The following is a 22,368-nucleotide window of genomic DNA, read 5'->3' on the forward strand; positions in this document are numbered from 1 at the left end:
TCAATCCTTGTCCCTGAGACGTTCGCCCAGATAGGCCCCGCGCCGCGATCCATCGCGTTCATTCGACGAGCCGCTTCGCGATGTCGCATTGTTCACATCCGTCCGAAGCCGGCTGCGGCAATTGTCGCACATGTTCCCGTCCCGAATCAGCACCCCGCACACCTCGCACGGATAAGACAGGTTCGGAGCGTTATAGAGCGAGATTCGCCCTTCCCGGATGAAGCGCGTAATCTGCTTGATGGACACGCCGGTCTCCTCGGACAGGATCGTAATGGTCGCGCCCTTGTTCTTCCTCAAAAATTCGGTGCAGGTCTCGTATTCCTTCTCCAGATCGCCATGGCAATTGGGGCAGATGTCACGGAAGTGACGAGCGAATAGTCGGCCGCAACGCGGGCAATTGGCCAGATCCACGCACGATTCCTCCATTCCACACAACAAAATCGATAAGAAACAACTATATACGCTACTATCATACTAAATTTTACAAGAAAAATATAGAGCAATATGGACTAGACGCTACGACCTCGCCCACAACGCCCCGTACACTTCCGCATTCGGATAAGCCGCGAGCAGCGCCCTCGAGCATTCCGTCATCGTCGCCCCAGTCGTATAAATATCGTCCACAAGCATAATTCGAACCGGATCGGTTGGGGAAAAAAGTGCTTCCGACACGTGCCCGAGGGCCAGCGGAGGCGAGAGTGCGGCGAACGTCCCCTTCATATCCTCGATTCGATCCTTCCGGCCCTTAAAGCTCTGCTTCCCCGTATGACGAATACGCCGCAGCATCGGCCGATAAGGGAGACGATACAGCACCGCCATTCCCCGGGCGACCCGCTCCGCCTGGTCGAAGCCCCTGTCCGCAAGCCGCAGCGGAGCGATCGGAACAGAGGTGACGACATCGAACCTCGTCTCCCCGAGCAGCGGCTCCACCGCCGCGGCCAGCATCGCCGCGAACGCCGCCTCCAGCCTCTCCAGTCCCCGGTACTTATAGAGCGCAAGCCATTCCTTCATCGCATCGTCGTAGCGCACGGCCCCGCGGCACTTCACGAAGGGCCGCTCCCTCCGGCGCAAGCAATCCCCGCACCGCTCCGGCCTCCCGCAGATCGGGCAGGCGATCGTCACAATCCAGGGAATCCGGCTTATGCAGCCCGCGCAGAAGCCTTCGTCCAGAACCTTCCGGGCGGCCGGATTGCGAATCGGGATCGGCGCCCGCCTCCCGCCTCCGACCTGGAACGTCTGCCCGCAGAGCAGACAATTCCGCCCCTGCGGTCGCAGCAGCGCCAATAGCTTCGAGGCGCCGATCATGCCCGTTCCCCCTTGCGCCGCAGATACCCCCGTTTGCCCGCGAGCCGGTTCATCGCGCGAATCTGGCCGACCGCCGACCGCTGCGCCCGCGTCAAGTACGGCGAACAGAAGCGCACCCGGCCGAACGGATCGTCCGCCGATCGCCCGGCCCTCCCCGCCATCTGAACAAGCGAAGCCTCGTCGAACATCGCCTGGTGCGCCCCGAGAATAAATACATCGCTTCGCGGAATCGTCACCCCCCGCTCCAGAATTGTCGTCGTCACCAGAAGCCGGAGCGACACCTGCCGGAACTGCTGCACCTTGACCGTGCGCTCCGGATCGCTCGAATACGTCCCCTCAATCTGCACCTTCTCAAGCCCCAAGCTCGCCGCCCGCTTCTTCAGAAGCCGAACAAGCGGAACGACATGCTTGATGTAAGGCACGAACACGAATACCTGCGCTCCTCGGGAGACCGAGGCCGCCAGTTCCCGCACCAGCGCGCGCGGCAGCTCCGCCCGGGCGAGCAGCCCGGCCATCGCCGGAACGCGCAGCCGCGCCGGCACCGGAAGCGGATGCCGATGGTACCGCACCGGCACCCGCGCACACGGCGTCCGCCCGCTCCGCACCTCGCGGCGGAGCCCGGCGGGCGGCGTCGCGCTGAGCAGCACCGTCGCGCCGTTCGCGCTCCGCGCCTTCGCTGCCGCGTAATGCAGCACGGGGTCGTTATGGTAGGGGAACGCATCGAGCTCGTCCAGAAGCACGAGATCGAACGCCCCCTGGAAGCGGAGCAACTGATGCGTGGTCGCAAGCGTCAGCTCGGCGTTCGCCCAGCGATCCTCGCTTCCGCCGTACAGCACCGCCAACGCCGCCTCGGGGAACGCCTTCCGCAGCCGCGGAGCCAGCTCCAGCACCACATCCCGCCTCGGCGTTGCGATCAACACCCGCCCTCCCGCCTCCAGCACGGCCGCCACCAGCGGGAAAATCATCTCCGTCTTCCCGGCGCCCGTCACCGCCCACAGAAGAAAACTCCTCTCCGGCGCGGCGAGCTCGGCGGATCGCAGCCGTGCGTGCAGCCCTCGCAGCGCGGCAACAAGCGGCCGCAGCGGCCCCCGCAGGCCCGCGCCGCCCCATGCTCCCGCGCGCCGTGCCCCCGCCTCGCCGCGCAGGAAGCGCAAGGCCTCCTCGGCCGCGCTGCGCTGCGCGGCACTGAGCCCCCAGCGATCCGTGAGCGCTGGGGACAGCGCGGCCAGCGCCGCGCCCGGCTGCTCGGCGCCCAGCGCGAGCAGCTCGCATTCGCGGCTGCGTCCCAGCGTGGCGCACGCCTCGCAGACGGCGCAGCCGCTTCGCCCGCACGAGGCGCACCGCGTGCGGCGCATGCGCTCTTCCCCGCTGCCGCAGCGTCGGCAGCGGAGCCCTTGGCGGCGCGGCCCCGCGTCCGCCGCCCGGGGCGCAATCGCGGCTGCGAGGCGCACAGCGCCGAGCCCCGCGGCAAGCTCAAGCACTCGCAGCGGCTCGGCTCCATACGGAGGCGGCAGCATCTCCTCCAGCAAGGCTGCCGCCTCCTCCCGCAGCAGCGAGCGGCCTCGCAGGCAAGCTGCCGCTTGCTCCGCAGCCGCAAGCCACGGCTCCATCTCCTCCGTGTTCGCCGCCCTCGCTTCCGCCTTATCCGCCAATCGTCCCCCTCCAGCATCGCCCATCGCCCGCTCCCGCTCCGCAGCGTTTATCGTCCTCTCTCTTCGGCCCTCATCGCTCAGCCCCCCTCTCTCCCCTGCCACATCGAACGCCCTGCCCTTCGCCCCCGCCGCCGTCCAAGCCGCCTCCGCCGCGCCGCTCAATGCCCGATCCGGCCCTCCGGGTGCCCCACGATCTTGCCTTCCGTTAAACAATTGGCAGCATTCCTCCGCTATCCCGAGAGGCAGCGGCTCCTTCAGCCGGCAGACGACCCTCCGCCCTGTCAGACATTGCGCCTCCCAGTCCACCGATAGACACGCCTCCCCCTTGCCGCTCTCATCGAGCCTGACGTAGACAATCGCCCTCATCCGTCTCTCCTCCTCTTAGCCTTCTTCTCCCCATCGCACAGGCCGACACAAAAAAGCACAGCCGAAACCGTCCGTCGACGATCCCGAGTGTGCTTCACCCGCTCTACACATGATCTCTCTTACGCCGGCATCATAGCCGCCAGTTCGCGCGCTCCCAATGCCTTGAACAACGGACCAAGTCCCAAATCCTCCAGACGCGCCTCGATGGATTCCCGACTATCCGCACATACGAAGAACAACTCATGACTTATGTCCAACGCGGACATCTCGGATTTGACATACTGCATATATTTGACTTCCTTGCATCCGATACGCGCAGGTTGAGCCTTGCATTCATACAATTGAGCATGCTTGCCATTCCAGGAACCGAAGTCGACCGTCGAACGATTCCTGCATACCTCTCCCGATTCCGTTCGACTCGATTCCGCATGCGTGGGGGCAACGCATATGTACTTTAATTCCTTGGCAGCCACACGAGTCTTTACCGTGATCCTGGCTCCCCATCCGAATGCGGGCAGATCAAGAATATCGGAGCCGCCGCGACTCGCGATGACAAGCGATTCCACCATGGCTCCTCGAAGCCCCGCTATCTCCTTGTCATCGCTGCACGAACGGAAGGCTTTTATAACAAGATCAATGATTCCCTTCCGACCACTGACGCTGCCGAAGCCCTTCGCCCAAACAGCTAACTTCGCTTCCAGATTGAGCGTATTCCACCACTTCGAAGTCTGAATCAACCGGCAGAAGTCCGGAATGTAGCTTCTTCGAACTTTAAAGTGGTCTGCGAACTCCTTGGCGATGGCCACAAGGTGATCAGGGAGGGAGTAGTCCGTTCTCTCGAAGCTTAATTCCGTTCGCTCCGAATGCATGACCTCACCCCGCTTCGCCTTCGCTGCTCGCGGCCAAGGATTGCAATACATCCATCGTTGGCAAGGTATAAGGCGGGACTTGCATTCTCGCCAAGGTGGAAGCAATGCACTCTCTCGCATAAGGCAGAAGCAGCGGGACGATCTGATCTTCAAGATATTCCTCGAGGTCCTCTTCCGGCAATTCATTCGAAGCCGCGACAATCCCTTCGTGCGTGCAGGAGATTCGGAACATGCCCAATTCCTCGAAGTCGATAGATACCTTGAGGTAAATACTAATTTTCTCCCTATCCGTCAATCTGCCAAACCGATGCTCGAACTGTGCAGTCAGATGCGTGTGACTTCCCTGTTCCCGAGAGCATGTCAATTCACTCAGAGAGACATTAAGCAGTTGGATATGGTTCTTCACGAATACAAACTTCTTAAATAAGTCAGACATAGACAGCCCTCCGTCGCCGATGTACACCTCCCTCTATTTTACCATTTGTCGGAAAATAAAGAAACCTGCCGGATCGGCAGGTTCGAGTGAATATCCATCCCATAGCTCATGGTATATTGCCCCACTTGGTAGATATCCATTATGACTTCCACGGAAGCGGCCGATTCTATTCTGGCCGGCAAATCAATCACGATGTTGATAAGGGACGCTCTGACGTCCTCGGGGTATTCGAAGCCCATCTCTTCTTCGAGAATAAACTTCTCATAATCGAATTGTGCGATCAGTTCCTCATTCTCGGGAATCTTCCCTTGGAGGATTCGCATAATGCTCGGCTGGCCGACTTCCTCGAACCAGTCAAGGAACATCCGTTGGCCTCCCGCAAGTTCCCGTGTTCTCGCCGCCAGGATGAGCTCACTGGAGCTCTTCGCCTCTTCGCATGAGAAGTACCGAGTAATGGCCTTAACATAAAGCGCCAACAAGGAATCCAGGCTCTGTCCCGTTCGACCTTGAGCAGCTTGATGCACTCCGAACCACTCTCTAATATCCCTCATTCCAAGGCCCCCTGCGATTAACTAAGACTGGATATTATTGTACAACACCGAACAACACAATGACAAGCATCGGCTCACTTGAGAATCTCGCCTCCCAAGCCATTGCCCAAATATACGTTTCTTATACATGGAATATGCCGAACATCCGAATAACCTTCCCGGAATCCCCGCTCCATTCTTCCTTGCCGCTCCCGCCCCTTCACAGCGGCAGCCGGGCCACATCCTCATCCCGCATCAGGTCCACCCACACGAGACCCTCGCCGCATCGCGCATATTCACCTTTACGACAATTCCCATTTTCCCCGATGCCCGCGACGCTCCCACGACAATTCCCATTCTCGCTAGCCGCGTCGACTCCATCGCGACAGTTCCCGCTCCCCGCGCCATCAGCATCGGCTTCAACAAGCCCGGCTTCCGAGCCGCCGCCATCCCCGGTCCTGCGAGACCGGTCGCGCCGCCACTCGACCCCGCCATCGTCCCGGGCGAACTGCCTCACAATCGCTTCCGTATCGTCCGCCGAGTCGTCGAGCACAACCGTAATATGAACGTCCATCCCCATTCTCCGGGAATAACTTCTGAGCGACCTCATATACCATTCGATCCGGCTCCCGTGATCGCCCGCAACAAGCACGTAGTGCCGCCCGCTCCTTCGACGGCGGCGCCGCACCGCCCCATGGACGGCAAGGACGCCAAGCGCATAGACGACGAGTATCCCGCATAGCACAGCCAGCATAGGAACCCCTCCTTCGTCGTGTCCCACCAGGTCTTCCGGATAGCCCCCGCTAGACCTCGTATGACACTATATGCGAAGATTCGGGCGTTCGTGCCGGTATCCGCCTGTCCGCAGCGAATCCTCTTCCTGCTCCTGAGCCAACGGGAGAAGAGGCATAATCATCTCCGCCCCCTTGAACCTGAGTCGCCCCCTCCTGAGCCAATGGGAGAAGCAGCATAATGCACCGCCACCCGCCGCCTTCTAACCGCCCTCTCCATCGCCCTCCACCCTTCACCCTTCCACTTCCACCTCCTGCAAACCGCATAAAAAAAACCTTGAAGACATAGCTCCAAGGGCCCGCTTGCTATCTTATAATAAGGGAAGCTTCTGAAGTAATCATCTTCGGTCACGCTCCCCTCGCAGACGATAAGGAAGAACGGGGTCGGCCTTAGAAATTTGGACTTACGTTTATAGCTCGCGTCACTCCGTCTGTTCTTCAATGCCCGCAACCTCATCTTCCTTAAAGTTAAGGCTAAACTCCCCAAGATAAGGAATAGCTCCGAACCTGCCGGCCAGATAATTGTTCAAGTAGTTGAAGTTGTTCCGAACGTCAATCGCAATATCATAGAGGCTGTACAGGGAACTGACTCCGTATTTGTTCTTCTCCGTGAAGAAGATCTGGTCTCTTCTAAGAATACGAGGATGCATAAGCAGCGTATTGTGCGTTGTGAAAATAAGTTGCGCATGATGAGGATTGGTCGCCGTGTTGTTGAATAAAGCGATAATTCGCTCGCACAGCAAGGGATGCAACGAGCTCTCGATTTCGTCTACGAGCAGAACTCCGCCCCTCTTCAGGACGTTCAGAATCGGGTACTGAAGCGCATACAGTTTGATAGTTCCTCTCGACTCGTAGCGGATTGGGAATTTTTCTTCTCCCATTTCTTTTCTGGCCGCATCATATTTCATATGGTGCATAAAGGTCTCATAACTATCCGTTTGGATATCTCCGGACACTCCTTGTTGCTGAAGGAACTCCGTGAATTGTCTCGCCATCTCCTGTTCTTCGGAGCTCTTCGTTTCCTTCTCCACGGACAAATCGCTGATTCCGATATCCGCATCCCTCAAGATGGATAACACGGCCGATTTGGTAACAACGGATTGTTCCGATTGCTCAAGAAGCTCCTCTTCCACCATACGCCTGAAGATGACATCCGGGATGTTGCTCGATTTGATCTGTATCCGAAGGTAACGAATAATGTCTTTGGCCCAACCGAATTGTTTAACCGAATCCTGTCCTAATGTATAAATAAAAGGTCTGTACGAGTCTGGCCTGATATAATCCAGAGCCTTCTTATCCTCAAAGTATGTACCGATCTGGGTAAGTTCATTGCGTTCGCGAACGAAATAACAGGCTTCTTGTCTCTTCGGAACAAAATACAGCCATTCCGACACGATTCCCTTCCTGTCTATAGTCAGACCATACCGATGACGAACTTCCCCGAGGAAAAAAGAGAGTTCAAATTCAACAGGTTGATTCCTGCTGACATCGTCCAGCTTAAAGACCGGCGGTTCAGCAAACTCGTCTTTCTTGCTTGACGAAGGATGCATTAAGCGACATAGATAATTCATCGACTCGATCAGGTTGGATTTGCCGCTTGCGTTGGCTCCGAATATGGCAGCCGTCTTCAACAGGGATAACTTCCCATGCGTAAATACGTTCGTCTCCGACAATTCCCTGTTCTTATCGGCCACCATGGACAATACGACTTCATCCTTGTAGGACATAAAGTTCTTAACTCTATATTCAATTAACATGCAGATCACCTCCTTCTGAATTGAATGATAGCAATTATCCGAACTGTTATCAATAATTTTGCGAGATTCCTGCATAAATTGCACCTCCACTTCAAATTTACTTATTAGTATGCCCTCAAGAGGATCGATTATTCGCAATCGCGCACCGCCGCCCCCGCACGCCAAAACAGCCCCCGGGGACTCTTCCCCGGAGGCTGCTGCCGCTGCCGAATATGTATGGCTGTCTACAGAACGACCCAGCCGTTCTTGATCGAATTGATGACGGCTTGGGTGCGGTCGTCGACCTCCATCTTCTGGAGGATGCTGCTGACGTGGTTCTTGACGGTCTTCTCGCTGATGAACAGGTTCTCGCCGATCGTCTTGTTGCTCTTGCCCTCGGCCATCAGGCGCAGCACCTCGGCCTCGCGGCGGGTGAGAGGGTTGTTGCCGTTCGGGATGAGCTTGGTCACCGTCTCGCGGCTCGCGGCGGCCCCGGAGGCGGCTCCGATCTCGTCGAGGTAGGTCATGCGGCGCAACTGGTTGATCAGCTTGCCGGTCACCTTCGGATGAATATAGGCTTGTCCGAGCGCCACGGTGCGGATTGCGTTCACGAGCGCCTCCGCTTCCATATCCTTGAGCAGGTAGCCCGAAGCTCCCTTGCGCAGCGTCTCGAACACATAGCTCTCGTCGTCGTGGATGGAGAGGATGATCACCTTAATCTCCGGGAAAATATCGCGGAGACGCTCGGTAGCGATAACGCCGTTCTCCGTCGGCATGTTGATGTCGAGCAGCACAACGTCCGGCCTGATGCGGTTGCAGAATTCGAGAACTTGAATGCCGTCGCCGCATTCTCCGATCACTTCCAGGTCGGACTCCATATTGAGAATTCTTTTGAGACCCTCGCGGAAGAGCTGATGATCGTCGGCCAGAAGCACTTTGATCTTACGATTCGCTGCTTTGTTCTCCATAATGTCCCAACTCCTTTCGCGGCTGTGCATTAATTGGTACTTGAATGGTGATGGTTGTGCCCAGACCGACAGCCGATTCGAACTCGATCGCTCCCTGCAGCAGGTCCACCCGTTCCTTCATTCCGATCAAGCCGTACTTGGCGTACGATCTTGCGTGCGACTCGATCGCATGGACCTGGAAGCCCACACCGTTGTCCTTGATCACGAGCTTGATCGTCGCTTCCCCGAACGTGATGTCGAGGGACACGAAGGTCGGCCGCGCATGCTTGTGCGCGTTCTGGAACGCTTCCTGGACCAAGCGGAACATCGCCGCCTCGAGCGCGGACGACATCCGCTTCTCCTTGCCCGACACCTCGAACATGGTATGGATCGTCGTCCGCTCCTCGAAGTCCTGAACGAACTTCCTCAGTGTAGGAACAAGGCCCAGGTCGTCGAGCGCCATCGGCCTCAGATTAAAGATAATCTTGCGGATCTCGCCGAGATCCTGCCGAATCTGAGTCTTCAAGTCGATTAGTTCGGTTCTTACGACCTCCAATTCCTGCGTCCCCAGCATCCGTTCCGCGATCTCCGTGCGCAGGATCAGATTGGCGAGCGACTGGGCCGGGCCGTCGTGAATCTCCCGGGCGATGCGCTTCCTCTCGTCTTCCTGGGCCAGGATGATCTTCAGACCGATCATCTGCCGGTTCTTCGTCGATTCTAGAATTCGAGTCACTTGCGTCAGATCGCCCGAGAGGTAATCGAGCACGACATTCATCTGGGACCCTATCGTCTCCGCCCTCTCGATGGATCTCTCGACGTTCCGGGCGCGCCCTTGCAACTCGTCCCGTCGAGCTTTGAGATAGCCTTCTTTCTCCCGGTACACCATTAAATCAAGCTGGATGTTCGTCGCTTTCTCGTAGGCGGCCTTGATATCCTTCTCGCTGTACTTGACGAAGTCACGGCTTACTTCCGTAAGGCGAATTCTCGCGAGGCGGTAATCCCGCTCCAACCGATCCACGCGCTCGATCGTCTCTCCCGTCTCTTGGAGAACCTTCTCCAGTTCCTGGCTGAGAGACTCCAGCTCCCGGCGTGCCGATTCGCATATCTCGAATACTTGCATCTTGCTGTCTTCCATGACCTTGACGGCATTCTGGATGACACGATCGATCTGCTCCACACGATACTCCATGTGTCCCGATTCCCCTCTTTATCTTCGGTTCCTCGCGCACTCGTGTCCCAGGCCGCTGAGTCCCGTTCCAATCCCCTGCCGAGCCGGCGGAATCCGATAACAGCAGGGTCTTGTACCCATCATACCACATTTGGGTCCAGATTGTATCCGTGGTCGTGAGAGTATAAGTTACATTAATAAATTGTAATAGATTTCTTAGTCTGCTCCCAGACGACCGTGAGACCTAATTGTTCGGAGACGACCCGCAGCGGCACGAGCACGCGTCCGTTCTGCACCATCGGGGAGGCCGGGGCCGTCACGCGAACGCCCGTGGCGATCATATCGGCGCGGTCCGGCCAGAGCTCGATCATCTTGGAGCCTCTCAGCACCGTGACTCTCTTAAGCGTCTGCTCCCAGTCCGCTTGTCCCCCCAGAGCCTCGGAGATGAAGCGAAGCGGGACATAAGTCGTATTGGCCTGAATGTAGGGAGCCGTGTCCATGGCCACAGCGTTCCCGCCGACCGACGCCTCCTTGCTTCCTACCGTGAGAATAACGGTTCGGCCGGTTGTAGTGCTCGCCGTCGGCGGATACTGCAGCGCCAGGTTGTCGAACGCCACCGTGCCCGTCGTCGCCCGCTCGTCCTGATCCTCGGCCAAGTTCACGACATAGAGCTTCGTCAGCTTCGCGGGAGCCTTGATGCCTGCGGACGACAGATCGACGCGCACCGTCTTCCAGCCCGTCCAGTTCACCTTGTCGGCGATCGTCAGGTAAGAGATCGAGCCGTCCGAATTCGTCACCTCGCCGCGAAGCCAACTGTTGCTGTTGTCGCCCATCACGTCCAGCGTCAGCGCGCTCGGGCTGCCGTCAAGCGACAAGCCGGAGCCCAGAACCGCATAGGCCCGCCGATCCCCGCTTCCGAGCGTGAAGTCGTAATCGAGCTCCAGCGCCTTCGTCGTCTCGCGGCCGGTCAGGCCGTCCGTGATAAACGCCGCGCCCCCCGTCTCGGCAGGCAATGCCGTGAAGCTGACCGTATACCCCGCGTTCTCGAAGTCCTCCAGCTTCTTCTCCGTCCCCGGAGCGAGCACGATCATCGTCGAGAAGCCGTCGTACCGCGCAATCGCATACGCGTTCGCCGCGTTCTCGTTGACCGACTTGATGACCAGTTGGCCGCCCGTATAATCGGCCGTGAAGCCCTTGAACTCCCACGTGATCGCGGAGGACGGAACGCTGAGCGCACGGCCGTCCTTCAGCGTAGCCGTCACCGGAACCGTGATTGCTTGCCCGACTTGCAGCAGCGTCGTGCTCGGATTCACCGACAGTTGGCTCAACTGCTCGCCGCCGATCACTTCGATATCCACCGTGTTCTTCGCGCTTCCCGCCGCCACCGTCAGCTTGGCCGTTCCGGCCTTGGTCGCCGTGAACACGCCGCTGGCGAACGTCCCGACCGCCCCGTCGACGCTCCATGCCGGCGTCAGCGTGCTTGCGTCGATCGGGTTGTAGTACGTATCGTACGCCTTGAGCGAATATGTCGCCTGCTGCCCGATGAACAGCGTCTTCGTGCCGCTGGCGACGATGCCCTTGACCGCGCCCTGCGGAGCGGTCGTGTACACGCCGATGCCATTCGCGACCAGCCGCTGGTACGTGCCGGACGACGTCGGATGCGTCAGCGTCGCCGCCGTCTCGCCGAGCGGCCGCGTCACCATCGTCGTCGAGCCGCCGCCGTCCATGTTGACGGCCTTGTAGACGCCGAGCTTAAGCAGAATCTGCTGCAGCTCCTTCAGCGTCACGCCCTTGCGGTCGCCGCTCTCCTCGACCGTGATCAGGTACACCGTCTTGCCGTCCTTCGAATAGCCGACCGCCGTGCGCGGGCGGTCGCTCGAGCCGCTCAGCCCGCTGATATCGCGCGAGAACGTCGCCGCCGCCCCGTTATTGATCAGGATCGTATGGCCGCCGACCATCATCTGGAAGGAGCTCGGGTCGTAAGAGGTGCCCGTCGTCTGCGAGACGAGCTGATAATTGGCGTTCACCGTCTGGCCGACGGCCAGATGGTTCGCGATGAAGTCCGCCGCTTCCTTGTGCCCGCGCAGAATGTAGCCGTTCGCCGGAATCGCGGTCGCGATCTGCGAGCCCTTCGCGATCTCCGTCACCACGCCGTTCACAATGAGCGCCTCCGTCGGCGTCGTCCCGCTGTTCATCGGCCGCTGCGAAGCCGTCCAATTGTCGGTATAGATGTACAGCTTGTTCACATGGCTGTAGCCGTTGTCCGGCTCCGTCCGGTAAGCGCTCTGGTTGAGCCCGCTGAGCGCGAACGACGTTCCGTCCTCCGCCGTCACCATCCCCGTGAAGTTGAACAGGTCGATCAGCGGCTGCTTGTCCTTCGTCACCGCGAACGCGTACATGCCGGTGAGCTGCGAGGTGCTCGTAAGCAGCTCGCCCGACCGGATGACCGCGCCCATCGCGACGCCCTCGCTCGTCGTCGTCGACGTATTGAACACGTCGCCGTTGATGCCGGCTACCGCGCCCGTCTCCTTCGCCATTCCGCCGACCGACTGCCTTGTCGTCACCGTGGAGGCTTTGCCCGACATGGCGTTAAGCTGAACGTAAGGGTTCGTCAGATCGATCTGAAGCACATGAACCAATTGCGTCGTCTCCGAAGCGTTCGAGGAGACCCACTGATAATCGACTTGCTTCGCACCGGACGTCACCATCGTCTCGGCTTGCTGCACGAGCTTGTACGTCGCAGCCGTCGTTGCGGCGGACGCCGTCTTCAGCGCGCCGTGCGGCAGCCCGACTCCGCTGATCGAGGCGAACACGAGCGTTCCCGCGAGGACGGGTGCGAGACATTTTCGGCAGAGGGTTAGAATTGGCAGGTTATGAGGCATTCGAGTTCTCCCATGCTGATAGTAGGTAGTAGGTTGAAGGACGGAGCAGCATACAGCTTCTCTCCTAAATTCCCCTAATATAAGTAGACTCCGGATTCCGCGAAAAGTTACATTAAAATTGTCTAACGAGCATTTTGCTGGTTGGAGGCACTACGCACTCGGGGGACTGAATGCTTAATTTTTGACTGAGTTCCGCTTAGTTGTCGGCAAGGAACGTTCGTTCTGATATTCGGTCGTGATCGCATCCACCACCTTAAGGATCTAGCCGAGGAAATGCTTGAGGACTTCGAACGATTCGCATCGGAACGCCCCAAAGCCCCATTTTATTTGCTTCAGCTCGTTGAAGTGGAATCGGATCAGGTTAGCAAACAGGTCGCTGTCACGGTGGGACGGACGCCGTACGGGAAATAAAGCGGCCCCAACCGGGAGCCGCTTTTGTTTATGCTTCGGATGACGTTTCGAATTCCATCCAGTATACCATTACCGCTCCGTTCCATAGATGAGGCTGTGAGGCCTCACCCCGCCCCGTTCCCGAGCTCCACATAGTCCTCGTCGGTCAGCTCCGGGCCGCGCTGCACCTCCATGACCTCCATCCTCGTGTGCGCCAGCAGGGCGTGCTCCGTTCCGGGCGGAATCAGCAGCGTATCCCCTTCCCGCACCGTTCTCCGATCCCCGTCCACGAGCGCTTCGCCTTCGCCGTACAACACCAGCCAGAGCTCCTCCCGCAGCCGGTGCGCGTGCGCGGGAATTCGCTGTCCGGCGTGAATGTTCATCCGTCTCGTCAGCATCTCGGACTGCGAATCGTAGCGGTTGTAGTCGATGACCCGGTACCATCCCCACGGACACTCCTCGTACATCGGCCGCTGCTCGGCCTCGGCCCTCAGAACCTCCTTCAGCCGCGGGCTCGCCGCCTTGTCGGACACAAGAATCCCGTCCGGGCTGACCGCCACGACCGCGTCCGAGATGCCGAGCACCGCCACCGGAATGTCCAGCTCGTTGATCAGGTGCGTGTTGCGGCTGTCCTCCGAGATCGTCCCGCGGCCGATCAGCGCCCGATCCATCTCCTCCGTCAGCGTATTCCACGTGCCGAGGTCCTTCCAGCTCCCCTGATACGGAAGCACCGAGATGCTGCGCGTCCGCTCCGCCACCTGGTGATCGAAGCTGATCTTCGGAAGCTGCGCATAGCTGTTCCGCAGCTCCTCGTAATCCGCGGGCAGGCCGAGGCTCTCGATATGATCGAGCATCCAGCCGAGCCGGAAGGCGAAGACGCCGCAATTCCAGAACGCTCCTTGCTTCAGCAGCCGCGCAGCCTGGTCCTCCGCCGGCTTCTCCTGGAAGCGGCTGACGCGCAGATGGGGGCCGATCGCTTGCTCGGGGACGATCTCGGGGATAATGTAACCGTACTTGGAGGAAGGAAGCGTCGGCTCGACCCCGATCAGAGCCAGCTCGACCAGGCCGCTTAGAATAACCGTCCGCAGCTCCATCACCCGGCTGAAGAACTCGTCTTCCACATGCGAGTCGACCGGCAGCACGGCAACCGCCTCATGGCGGCCAACCCCTTCGATGCTGGACAGATAAGAGGACGACAAGGCGATAGCGGGAAAAGTATCCCTGCGTTCAGGTTCGATCACAAGAGGAACGGAGGAGCCTATCTGGCTATAGAGAATGTCCGCTTGGGCGCGGCTTGTCGCCACAACGGCCTGGGCTTGGAGATCCGCCTGCTGCAGTTGTCTCCACACTCGCTGGATCATCGATTCCGGTTGCCCCTCCGGACTCGAGAGCACCTTCAGGAACTGCTTCGATCTGGAATCGTTGGACAGCGGCCACAGCCTCCTGCCCGATCCTCCAGACAACAGAATGATTCTCATCTCTTCACCTCGCGGATCGGTATCGAACAGGGCCAACAACCATCTATTATTCATACCGCCGCCGCTGGCCCAATATGAGCATCCAAGCCCAACTTTAAACCACAATAAAAAAATAAACGCCCGAAATGGGCGCTCACTTGTGACGCTGCGGAACTTTCTTTCCAGTAAATCCTGGACCAGGCTGGTCCTTTAAACTTCGAGGGTCTTTGAAAGCCAACCCGGTACCAGAGGGTGGTACAGGGTTGCCCAAAGGAATCGCTTCCGGATCGTCTTGTTCGGCTAATGCAGCCCACTCGTCCAGTTGCAGAATCTCATCATCCGCGAAAGCGCCAGCATTGGGTTCAATACCAGAATGGACATCACATTCATAACCTTAAGAAGTCCTCGACGAAGTTCATGTCAGAATCTCTAGAAACTAATGTAAGTTCATGAACCGACGCTGTTGCAATAATAAGAGCATCCGGAGTCTTTAATTTACGTCCCTTACGTTTAAGATCCCTGCGAAGCGTTCCAGCCAATTTTGCAATTTCTGATGTAACATCTATGCATCTTTTTGATGTAAACAACTTTTCTGCACGAAGTTGCTCATCGTGCCTTAACCCGGCAAACACCTCGGAAACCGTGATTGTAGAAAAATAAATCGGCATTTTATCACGGGAGGCCTGTCGAAGAAAATCGATAACATTACTCTCGTTAATAAGAATCGCAATCGCAATATTCGTGTCCAGAAGATACCCTTTATTCATGTATTCCATTCCTCACGCGATTGGTTGACTTCTTCAAGAAGCTCTTTCCCTCGTTCAGGCGTTAAAGCACCAGCTGCTTCCAGAAGATCGTCAATGGAATAATCATCCTCTTGCGCTTCCACAGTTTGCTTGTCAAGGTCAATCAATACACGAGGATTATTTATATTGAGTTTTTGAAGGATGGATTTTATCGTACCCGTGGCGTGTGAATCCATTTTTTTGGAGATCATCGTTATCCCTCCATCGTCACCTGATAACTCATTATAACATAAGTTCTGTATTAAATTCAGACGAAACCGCCCGGAGTTCAGCACCGGCTTCATATAGCCCAGCCCCAGCTTCACACCGTTCAAAAGTGAGTTTGCCAATTTCATCGAACAGATAAGTCGCGCCATAAAAGCATCGTTTCATCTGTGTGATCGGGATTGGGCCGGGTTTCGGATGGTCGGCAATCAAAAAACCTCATGCACTTTCACCATGAGGTTCACCTACTGCACCTTAAATTCATACTCTTCCTTGATCCGATCCTGTACGCCCAAAATAAACTCGATATCCAGCTCGTCGAACTCTGTTAACTGCTCCATAGTTAGGTTGCTAAAAAAGCTCTCTATACTGAGTATCCGAAGATAATTTACCTGCTCTCATGTCATCTGCCAGAAAAGAAACATTGAGTTGCACACTGGATGGGATTATTTCTTCACAACAAGCTTTATTGTTGCAGTGCCAAATGGGGACGTTACGAATGGAATATGTCGTGCCTGATTCAGCCCATACAACATCCGTCAATTGGCGTTGAGCATGATTGCCACATCTGCAACGAGTAGTATCTGCCACCATAACCATCGCAATCCCTCCTTACACTTGATTATAGTATACCACGGATTCCATAATTGATACATAAAGTTCACTCAGATCGGAGAAGCCTCTTCTTAAACTCCTCAAGCTTTCTTTTAATTTCAGGCTCGTCCATCAATGAAGTGGTCAACTCCTGAATATGGTCGTTACTTACTGTAATGACGCGGATTCTCTCCTGATCCATCATTTCGAATGAAACTGCTACTTTGAACCGTTCATTGTATATGCTGTGATACAGTGTATAAGTTAGCAAGCTTTCAATTGAGGGTGGACCGTGCTTGGAAACATGATTTACCCTGACTGCAATTCGTTCTCTGGAATGTCGAGTAAACATAATCGTATCACTTTTCATAAGATCACGCTTATCCTTACCAGACACCAGACCATTTTTTAATGTTATTATTTCCAACTGCTGAGCAGAATCAACAGGAATTTTCAGTCCCTTTTCTAATGCAAACCAATCAGATTGGGTACGAGTTTGCGACACATCATGAATCAAGTTTTGCTGTTCCACACTTAATTGAATTACATCTTCAAATTCAATCATGCAGTCAGCCAAATGAATTTGAAACCTCACATCAAACACCCTTTCGAGAACGCCCTTGACATCCAACTCTATACAAATTATACAACAATCAACCTAAAAATTCTCGCTTTCTCTCAATTATATTGATGCTGTCTTTAGCTTGCAGTCACAGTAGACAAAACGTCTACGAATTCGGACATAACAAAAGCCCAGGCCTCATGCGGTCGGGCTTCTCGGGGTGGAGCCTGCATTCCCGAAATCTATAACGATGGAGGTCGAGCCCCCAGAGATTCATAGATTTCGTTTTGCTTCTTGGTAACCTCACCAAGGATGCGACCGTGCTCTGGCGCTTCAAACCCGTTCCTCGTTCAGCACCGGCTTCACATAGCCCAGTCCCAGCTTCACACCGATCAAAAGTGAGTTTGCCAATTTCATCGAACAGTAAAGGACCCTTGACTAGCGTCAAGGGCCCCTAACAATCAGATCCCGATGCCGAGGTATTGCTCCGCCAGCTTGCGGTAGGTCTCCTTCGTGGTCTCGTACGTGCCGCGGTAACCGGCGATCGTCGCCGTAATGTCCGCGTCGTCCGCTCCGGCCGCCTTCAGCTGCGCCGTCGCGGTCGTCATCGCCGCCTCGAAGCTCGCATCGCAGCTCGCAAGCTGCACGTTCGCCTTCGCGACCAGGTCGGCATCGTCCGTCGCGGTCAGCACCAGCCCCGATATCGAGGCGATGCAGCTCGCCTTGAGGCTCTCCAGCTTCGTCTGCGTCGCCGCCTTCACCTGGTCGACCGTCAGCGTCGCGCCGCCCGAGCCGCCCGAGCCGCCGCCTGTCGTATTCTCCCCGCCCGAAGAAGCCTCTTCTCCGCTGCCGGACGAAGTACCGGAGCCGCCCCCGGAGCCCGCGTTCGCGAGCGCTTCGAGGTACGCCTTCGACTTGCCGATGACGCTGCCCGTCTTCGCATCCCAGTCAATCGTTGTGCCGATCGCCTCCGACATGAAGCGAACGGGAACATAGATCGTTCCGTTCAGATTGAATGCCTGCTGGCCTTCCGGCAGCTTCTTCTCCGCACCGTCGAACACCAGCTTCACGCTGATCGGGGTCACCGTCACCGACTTCAGCTCGACCGCCTTGCCCGCATTCGCCTTGGCGGACGCGGCGGCGTTCATCAGATACTCCTTCAGCACAACCGTCTGCGAGCTCGTCGGATCGGATACCGTCACGGTACCGGTCTTGCTGTTCCAATCGACGTTCTTCTGCAGGGCGTAGGAAGCGAATCTCAACGGAATATAGACGCGAGATTGATAAGCGAAGGAGAATTGCCCCGTCGGCAGCGCGAGCGCCTGCCCGTCGAAGTTCATCTGCACGTTCTGCTGAGCCACCGTAACGCCGCTCGCCGCAGACGCCCCGCCCGCCAGCGGAGTCAGCGCCAGGAACAGCGCCAGCGCGAGGCCGGACAGCCGAATTTTGTTCATCTTCATGTCGTCGTTGTCCCTTCTTTGCGTCCATTGGACTTTTTATCCATTCTGCTTAATCGAACCCGACAGATCAATAGAATGAGGCCAATCGCCAGAATTGCGCCCAGCAGATCGACCCCGACATCGAGCAGAGTCGATGTGCGGTTCGCCACATGCGACTGGTTCCACTCGTCCGTCAGCGCCGCGGCCCCCGTCAACGTCAGCGCCGCCAGCGCGCGCCAGCCTCTCCCGCGAATGAAGAAGAGCGACAGGAACAGCAGCGCGGCGAGCAGGCCGTACTCGAACATATGGGCACCCTTCCGGAGGAAAAACTCAATAAACGAGTAAGGAGCGTCACCGGAGACGATGCCGTGGTGGTAGCGGAAGCTCACATTCGGCACGATCCGCTCGGCCGTCTCCTCCGGAATCCATCTCTGGAGCTGCGGCTTGATGTCCTGCTTCTGATACGGCTGCGAGGAGAAGCCGAAGATCACGAACAGCCATCCTGCGAGGACAAGCGGCGGAATCGCTCTCCAATACCTTCTCATTCCGCCCCCGCTCCCCACGCCGCCAGGATCGCCGCCATCGCCGTCATCCGCGCCTTGCCCTTGGACGCCGAATACCCCGACCTCCACTCCGTCAACTGCTTCTCTCCCGCCTCCGAACCGCCGTATTCCTTCTCCGCGTCCGCAACAATCGCGTCGAACTGCCGGTCGCACTCCGCCTCCGATGCGGCGATCTCCTCCATGAACTGCTCCTGAAGCTCATCGGCCGACACCTTGCCTCCCGACTGTCTCGCCTGCTTGATATAGGCGACCACTTCCCCGGACAACTGCCCCGCCTTCGCTTGGCAGCCTGTCCGCAGCTTCGCGAAGCGGGCCTCGTACTCGGCCCGCACCGGATCTTCGGCGGCGCCGCCAGCTTCGGCCGCCGCCGGCTCTGCCTCCTTCGCCGCGGGGGGCGACGCCGTCGGCCCGTTCGGCTCGGCGCGCTCTGCCTCGCCGCCACCGGCCTCCTCCGCGGCGGGCGGCGGCGAGGCCTCCCCGGCCGCCGTCGGCTCCGTCGCCTCTTCCCTCGGCTCAGGGGATGGCGACTGCGTCGCTTCCGGCACCGGCGCCTGAACCAGCCGGTCCGTCACCTGCCCGATGCGATACCCGATCGCCACCGCGGCAATGGTCAACACGAGCATCGCCGCGGCTCCGATTGCGATCCAGGTTCGCGGCTTCACTCGCTTGTTCGAATTGTCCATGCCCGCTCCTTCCCTAATTCTTCAGATCTTCCTTCTGAGAAGCGTCATAGCTCTTCCCTTGGCTGAGGCCATACTTCTTCGCGATCTCGATCAGCTCGTCGTATTCCTCTTCCGTCAGCTTCTCGAGAATAAGCGCCTTCGCTTCCTTCTTCTTCTCGAGCGTCAGTCCGCCGTTCGCGAGCTGCTGCAGCGTCTTGATGTCGTCCACGCTGAGCCGCTTCAGCATAACGGTCATCACCTTCGTCTTCTCGGAGAACGAGATGTCCTCCTTCACCTGCTCCGCCTTGTCCGTCGAGATCTCCGCGCTGTACGTCGGCGCAGCTTCTGTGGACGGCGAGGCCGAGGCTTCGGGCAGCTTGCCACCCTCCCCGTCCTTACCCGATTGCGCGTCTGGCGACTTGTCCGGCGAATTCGTTCCCGTATCCGTTGGAGACGCCGAAGGCGACGAAGCTTCCTCCGACGGGCTTGCCGCCTCGTCCGAAGCCGAAGGCTCCGCAGCCCCCCCGTCGGAAGCGGATGGCGACGAGCTTGGCGTGTCCTCCCCCTTCACCGCGGACTCGAACATGGCGTCAAGCACCTTGTCGGCCGTGTAATTGATAGCGAAGTACCCGCCCACGCACGCAATAATGATAAGTCCTCCGAGGATGGAGGCCAGCCAGATCCATATTTTCCGCCGGGACTTCTTCTTCCTCCACTTCCTCTTCCTTACCAGTTCCTCGCTCATGGCTCCGCTCCCCGCCTCCGCTTAATCTCTGCTGAACAGGTCCCTCGTGTACACCTTGTCCGCCACATCCGCCAGCTCTCCCGACATCCGGTTCGCCACGATCACATCCGCCCGCCGCTTAAACGCCGCGAAGTCGTTCACGACCTTGGAATTGAAGAAGTCCTCCGAGAGCGCCGGCTCGTAAATAATGACCTCGATGCCCTTCGCCTTAAGCCGCTTCATAACCCCCTGGATCGCCGACTGGCGGAAGTTGTCCGAATCCATCTTCATCGTCAGCCGATAGATGCCGACCGTCTTCGGATTCCGCTTCAGAATCATCTCCGCGACGTGATCCTTGCGCGTCCGATTCGCATCGACGATCGCCGACATAATGTTCTGCGGCACGTCCGAATAATTCGCAAGCAGTTGCTTCGTGTCCTTCGGCAAGCAATAGCCGCCATAGCCGAACGAGGGATTGTTGTAGTGATCTCCAATCCGCGGGTCCAGACTGACACCGGCAATGATCTGCTCCGTGCTCAGACCTCTCACCTCGGCATACGAATCCAGCTCGTTGAAGAAGGCCACCCGCATCGCCAGATACGTATTCGCGAACAGCTTGATCGCCTCGGCCTCCGTCGAGTCCGTGAACAGAACCGGAATGTCCTCCTTGATCGCCCCTTGAACGAGCAGATCCGCGAACACCTTCGCCCTCTCCGACCGCTCCCCGACCACGACCCGGGACGGATAGAGATTGTCGTACAGCGCCTTGCCCTCCCGCAGGAACTCCGGCGAGAAAATAATATTGTCCGTCTCGAACTTCTCCCGAACCGACTGCGTGTACCCGACCGGCACCGTCGACTTAATGACCATTACCGCATCCGGGTTAATCGATAACACGGCGGCAATGACCGCTTCCACGCTCCGGGTATTGAAGTAATTTTTGTCCGGGTCGTAATTCGTCGGCGTCGAGATGATGACATAATCTGCCTCTTAGATATTTTATTTAAAAAGCTTACTTCAGAAAGAATAAGCTCGTCAACATGATTACCTCGTTACACCAAATGTATTGCTACTTTGAACGTACCGATTTGTAAATCTTTTTCCTAGGTTAATTAGTGGAACTTCAATATACTTATAAGCAATTGCTGATACCACAATACTAACAAGAAGAACTAGAATGTATATGATCCAAATTGGCAAATTGTCATGGAACAAATAGATTAAGCTATAAAGAACAATCCAATGGTATAAATACAGGCTATACGATATCCTCCCTAGGAACACAATCGGCTTTAACAACAATAACGAGGCGAAATTAGGAGAACAAATGGCAAGAATCATAAAGAAACCGGCTGCTACTGCAATCATATAATCACCGATCATATGACCAAAATGAAGATCGAAAGTCTTTAGCACTTTGTTGAAAATCCCCGAGTAGTTATAGAGTAATAATGCGATAACGACCAACATCCACTTATATTTATTTTGGACTTCTGCATACATAATTTTCAATTGACTAGCATGCTTCGCTATTAAAGAACCTAGTAAAAACATAGAGGAATAATGAAGCGAATCGAAATAGCTAGTGTTATTCCCGTTTCCTAGATGCCATTCGAATATTGAATTCAAGATCCCACTAAAAGATAAAATGATACAGAGACCAATAATATATCTCCAATTTAGCCTGATCACTAGAAAGACTAGAAATGGGAAAATTAATGATATTCGCATTTCATGTACTAATGACCATATTACACTGTTTACCGCGTTAGTATGAGGATCACCAATGAGGATAACATGTTCAACAATCAAATTTGCCGTTATTGGCTCATTCCATGATTTATTGAACCAACTTGATACACTGTCTATCCCTTGAGTAGAAAGCATATTACATAGTACAAAGGCAAAGAACATTGCAATTATGTAAGGAATGTATATCCGCAGAATCCGTTTCAAATAAAATACAAGAAAAGTATTATTTTTACCATTAAGATATGGCAATGTTAAAACGAATCCACTCAGTACAAAGAACAAAATTACAGCCGGCATCCCGTTTACAAAAACTCTTAAAGGAGATATCCCACCCAATAGTGCAACCGATAATGGGGTATCGACCACCTGGGCAATGTGGCCGAATACAACAGTCAGCGCAGCAATCCCTCGTAACGAATCCAATTGCAAAATTCGGCCACTCTCCATACATTACCTCCAAGACTGATATTAAGTTAGGTCTGCTGAATGATTCTTTAACAGGAAATCAGAGCGAGGGTATTTTCATTCGTCGC

21 protein-coding genes and 1 pseudogene are annotated in these 22,368 nt (G+C 56.4%); all 22 read right to left on the minus strand.

From position 1 onward, the window contains the following. The 22 genes and pseudogenes from E6C55_RS10030 to E6C55_RS10145 all read right to left on the minus strand — a co-directional run bounded on the left by E6C55_RS10030 (nt 1) and on the right by E6C55_RS10145 (nt 22,282). Nucleotides 1–411, minus strand: coding sequence for a TIGR03826 family flagellar region protein (locus E6C55_RS10030; RefSeq protein WP_136369651.1), 411 nt, complete (start codon nt 409–411; stop codon nt 1–3). 105 nt (nt 412–516) lie between these two features. Further along, the gene (locus E6C55_RS10035; protein WP_136369652.1) at nt 517–1,305 is read right to left on the minus strand and encodes a ComF family protein; all 789 of its coding nucleotides are present in this window, start codon (nt 1,303–1,305) and stop codon (nt 517–519) included. Beyond that, nucleotides 1,302–3,323 (minus strand): helicase-related protein, encoded by a 2,022-nt coding sequence (locus E6C55_RS10040; protein ID WP_230986625.1) that lies wholly within the window; start codon nt 3,321–3,323, stop codon nt 1,302–1,304. Before E6C55_RS10040 ends, E6C55_RS10035 begins: the two co-directional genes overlap by 4 nt. 119 nt (nt 3,324–3,442) lie before the next feature. Then, a complete protein-coding gene (locus E6C55_RS10045; RefSeq protein ID WP_136369653.1) occupies nt 3,443–4,129 on the minus strand; it encodes a hypothetical protein in 687 nt (228 codons plus the stop codon). Between the two features lie 67 nt (nt 4,130–4,196). Continuing rightward, the gene (locus E6C55_RS10050) at nt 4,197–4,628 is read right to left on the minus strand and encodes a protein-export chaperone SecB (protein WP_136369654.1); all 432 of its coding nucleotides are present in this window, start codon (nt 4,626–4,628) and stop codon (nt 4,197–4,199) included. 38 nt (nt 4,629–4,666) lie between these two features. Beyond that, nucleotides 4,667–5,179 (minus strand): hypothetical protein, encoded by a 513-nt coding sequence (locus E6C55_RS10055; protein ID WP_136369655.1) that lies wholly within the window; start codon nt 5,177–5,179, stop codon nt 4,667–4,669. A gap of 199 nt (nt 5,180–5,378) precedes the next feature. Beyond that, the gene (locus E6C55_RS10060; protein ID WP_136369656.1) at nt 5,379–5,912 is read right to left on the minus strand and encodes a glycosyltransferase family A protein; all 534 of its coding nucleotides are present in this window, start codon (nt 5,910–5,912) and stop codon (nt 5,379–5,381) included. Nucleotides 5,913–6,371: 459 nt separating this feature from the next. Continuing rightward, nucleotides 6,372–7,706 (minus strand): AAA family ATPase, encoded by a 1,335-nt coding sequence (locus E6C55_RS10065; protein ID WP_168735561.1) that lies wholly within the window; start codon nt 7,704–7,706, stop codon nt 6,372–6,374. Nucleotides 7,707–7,930: 224 nt separating this feature from the next. Continuing rightward, nucleotides 7,931–8,653, minus strand: a complete 723-nt coding sequence (locus tag E6C55_RS10070; RefSeq protein ID WP_136369658.1) for a response regulator — start codon at nt 8,651–8,653, stop codon at nt 7,931–7,933. Then, nucleotides 8,628–9,821 carry a sensor histidine kinase gene (locus E6C55_RS10075; RefSeq protein WP_136369659.1) on the minus strand — a complete coding sequence of 398 codons (1,194 nt, stop codon included), beginning with the start codon at nt 9,819–9,821 and terminating at the stop codon, nt 8,628–8,630. The genes E6C55_RS10070 and E6C55_RS10075 overlap by 26 nt, the downstream gene beginning before the upstream one ends. A 173-nt stretch (nt 9,822–9,994) precedes the next feature. Beyond that, complete coding sequence (locus E6C55_RS10080; protein ID WP_136369660.1) at nt 9,995–12,682, minus strand: stalk domain-containing protein; 2,688 nt, start codon at nt 12,680–12,682, stop codon at nt 9,995–9,997. Nucleotides 12,683–13,197: 515 nt separating this feature from the next. Further along, complete coding sequence (locus E6C55_RS10085) at nt 13,198–14,550, minus strand: sugar phosphate nucleotidyltransferase (protein WP_136369661.1); 1,353 nt, start codon at nt 14,548–14,550, stop codon at nt 13,198–13,200. Between the two features lie 365 nt (nt 14,551–14,915). Further along, nucleotides 14,916–15,296: a PIN domain-containing protein gene (locus E6C55_RS10090; protein WP_230986626.1), complete on the minus strand. Its 381-nt coding sequence runs from the start codon at nt 15,294–15,296 to the stop codon at nt 14,916–14,918. Continuing rightward, a complete protein-coding gene (locus E6C55_RS10095; protein WP_136369663.1) occupies nt 15,293–15,526 on the minus strand; it encodes a hypothetical protein in 234 nt (77 codons plus the stop codon). The genes E6C55_RS10090 and E6C55_RS10095 overlap by 4 nt, the downstream gene beginning before the upstream one ends. A 364-nt stretch (nt 15,527–15,890) precedes the next feature. After that, a complete protein-coding gene (locus E6C55_RS10105) occupies nt 15,891–16,139 on the minus strand; it encodes a hypothetical protein (RefSeq protein ID WP_136369665.1) in 249 nt (82 codons plus the stop codon). Between the two features lie 61 nt (nt 16,140–16,200). Further along, nucleotides 16,201–16,728, minus strand: coding sequence for a hypothetical protein (locus tag E6C55_RS10110; protein ID WP_168735562.1), 528 nt, complete (start codon nt 16,726–16,728; stop codon nt 16,201–16,203). Nucleotides 16,729–17,156: 428 nt separating this feature from the next. Then, a complete protein-coding gene (locus E6C55_RS10120) occupies nt 17,157–18,155 on the minus strand; it encodes a copper amine oxidase N-terminal domain-containing protein (RefSeq protein WP_136369667.1) in 999 nt (332 codons plus the stop codon). Further along, a complete protein-coding gene (locus E6C55_RS10125; protein WP_136369668.1) occupies nt 18,152–18,679 on the minus strand; it encodes a VanZ family protein in 528 nt (175 codons plus the stop codon). The genes E6C55_RS10120 and E6C55_RS10125 overlap by 4 nt, the downstream gene beginning before the upstream one ends. Beyond that, on the minus strand, nt 18,676–19,380 hold the full coding sequence (locus E6C55_RS10130) for a hypothetical protein (RefSeq protein ID WP_136369669.1): 705 nt from the start codon (nt 19,378–19,380) through the stop codon (nt 18,676–18,678). The genes E6C55_RS10125 and E6C55_RS10130 overlap by 4 nt, the downstream gene beginning before the upstream one ends. Nucleotides 19,381–19,393: 13 nt before the next feature. After that, nucleotides 19,394–20,104, minus strand: a complete 711-nt coding sequence (locus E6C55_RS10135; RefSeq protein ID WP_136369670.1) for a hypothetical protein — start codon at nt 20,102–20,104, stop codon at nt 19,394–19,396. A 21-nt stretch (nt 20,105–20,125) separates the two neighbouring features. Beyond that, a pseudogene (locus tag E6C55_RS10140) lies at nt 20,126–21,073 on the minus strand (nucleotide sugar dehydrogenase); the annotation flags it as partial. 54 nt (nt 21,074–21,127) lie between these two features. Then, nucleotides 21,128–22,282: an acyltransferase family protein gene (locus E6C55_RS10145; protein WP_136369671.1), complete on the minus strand. Its 1,155-nt coding sequence runs from the start codon at nt 22,280–22,282 to the stop codon at nt 21,128–21,130. Nucleotides 22,283–22,368 lie beyond the last annotated feature (86 nt).

It is taken from the genome of Cohnella fermenti (assembly GCF_004801405.1).
GTDB classification, from domain to species: domain Bacteria; phylum Bacillota; class Bacilli; order Paenibacillales; family Paenibacillaceae; genus Cohnella; species Cohnella fermenti.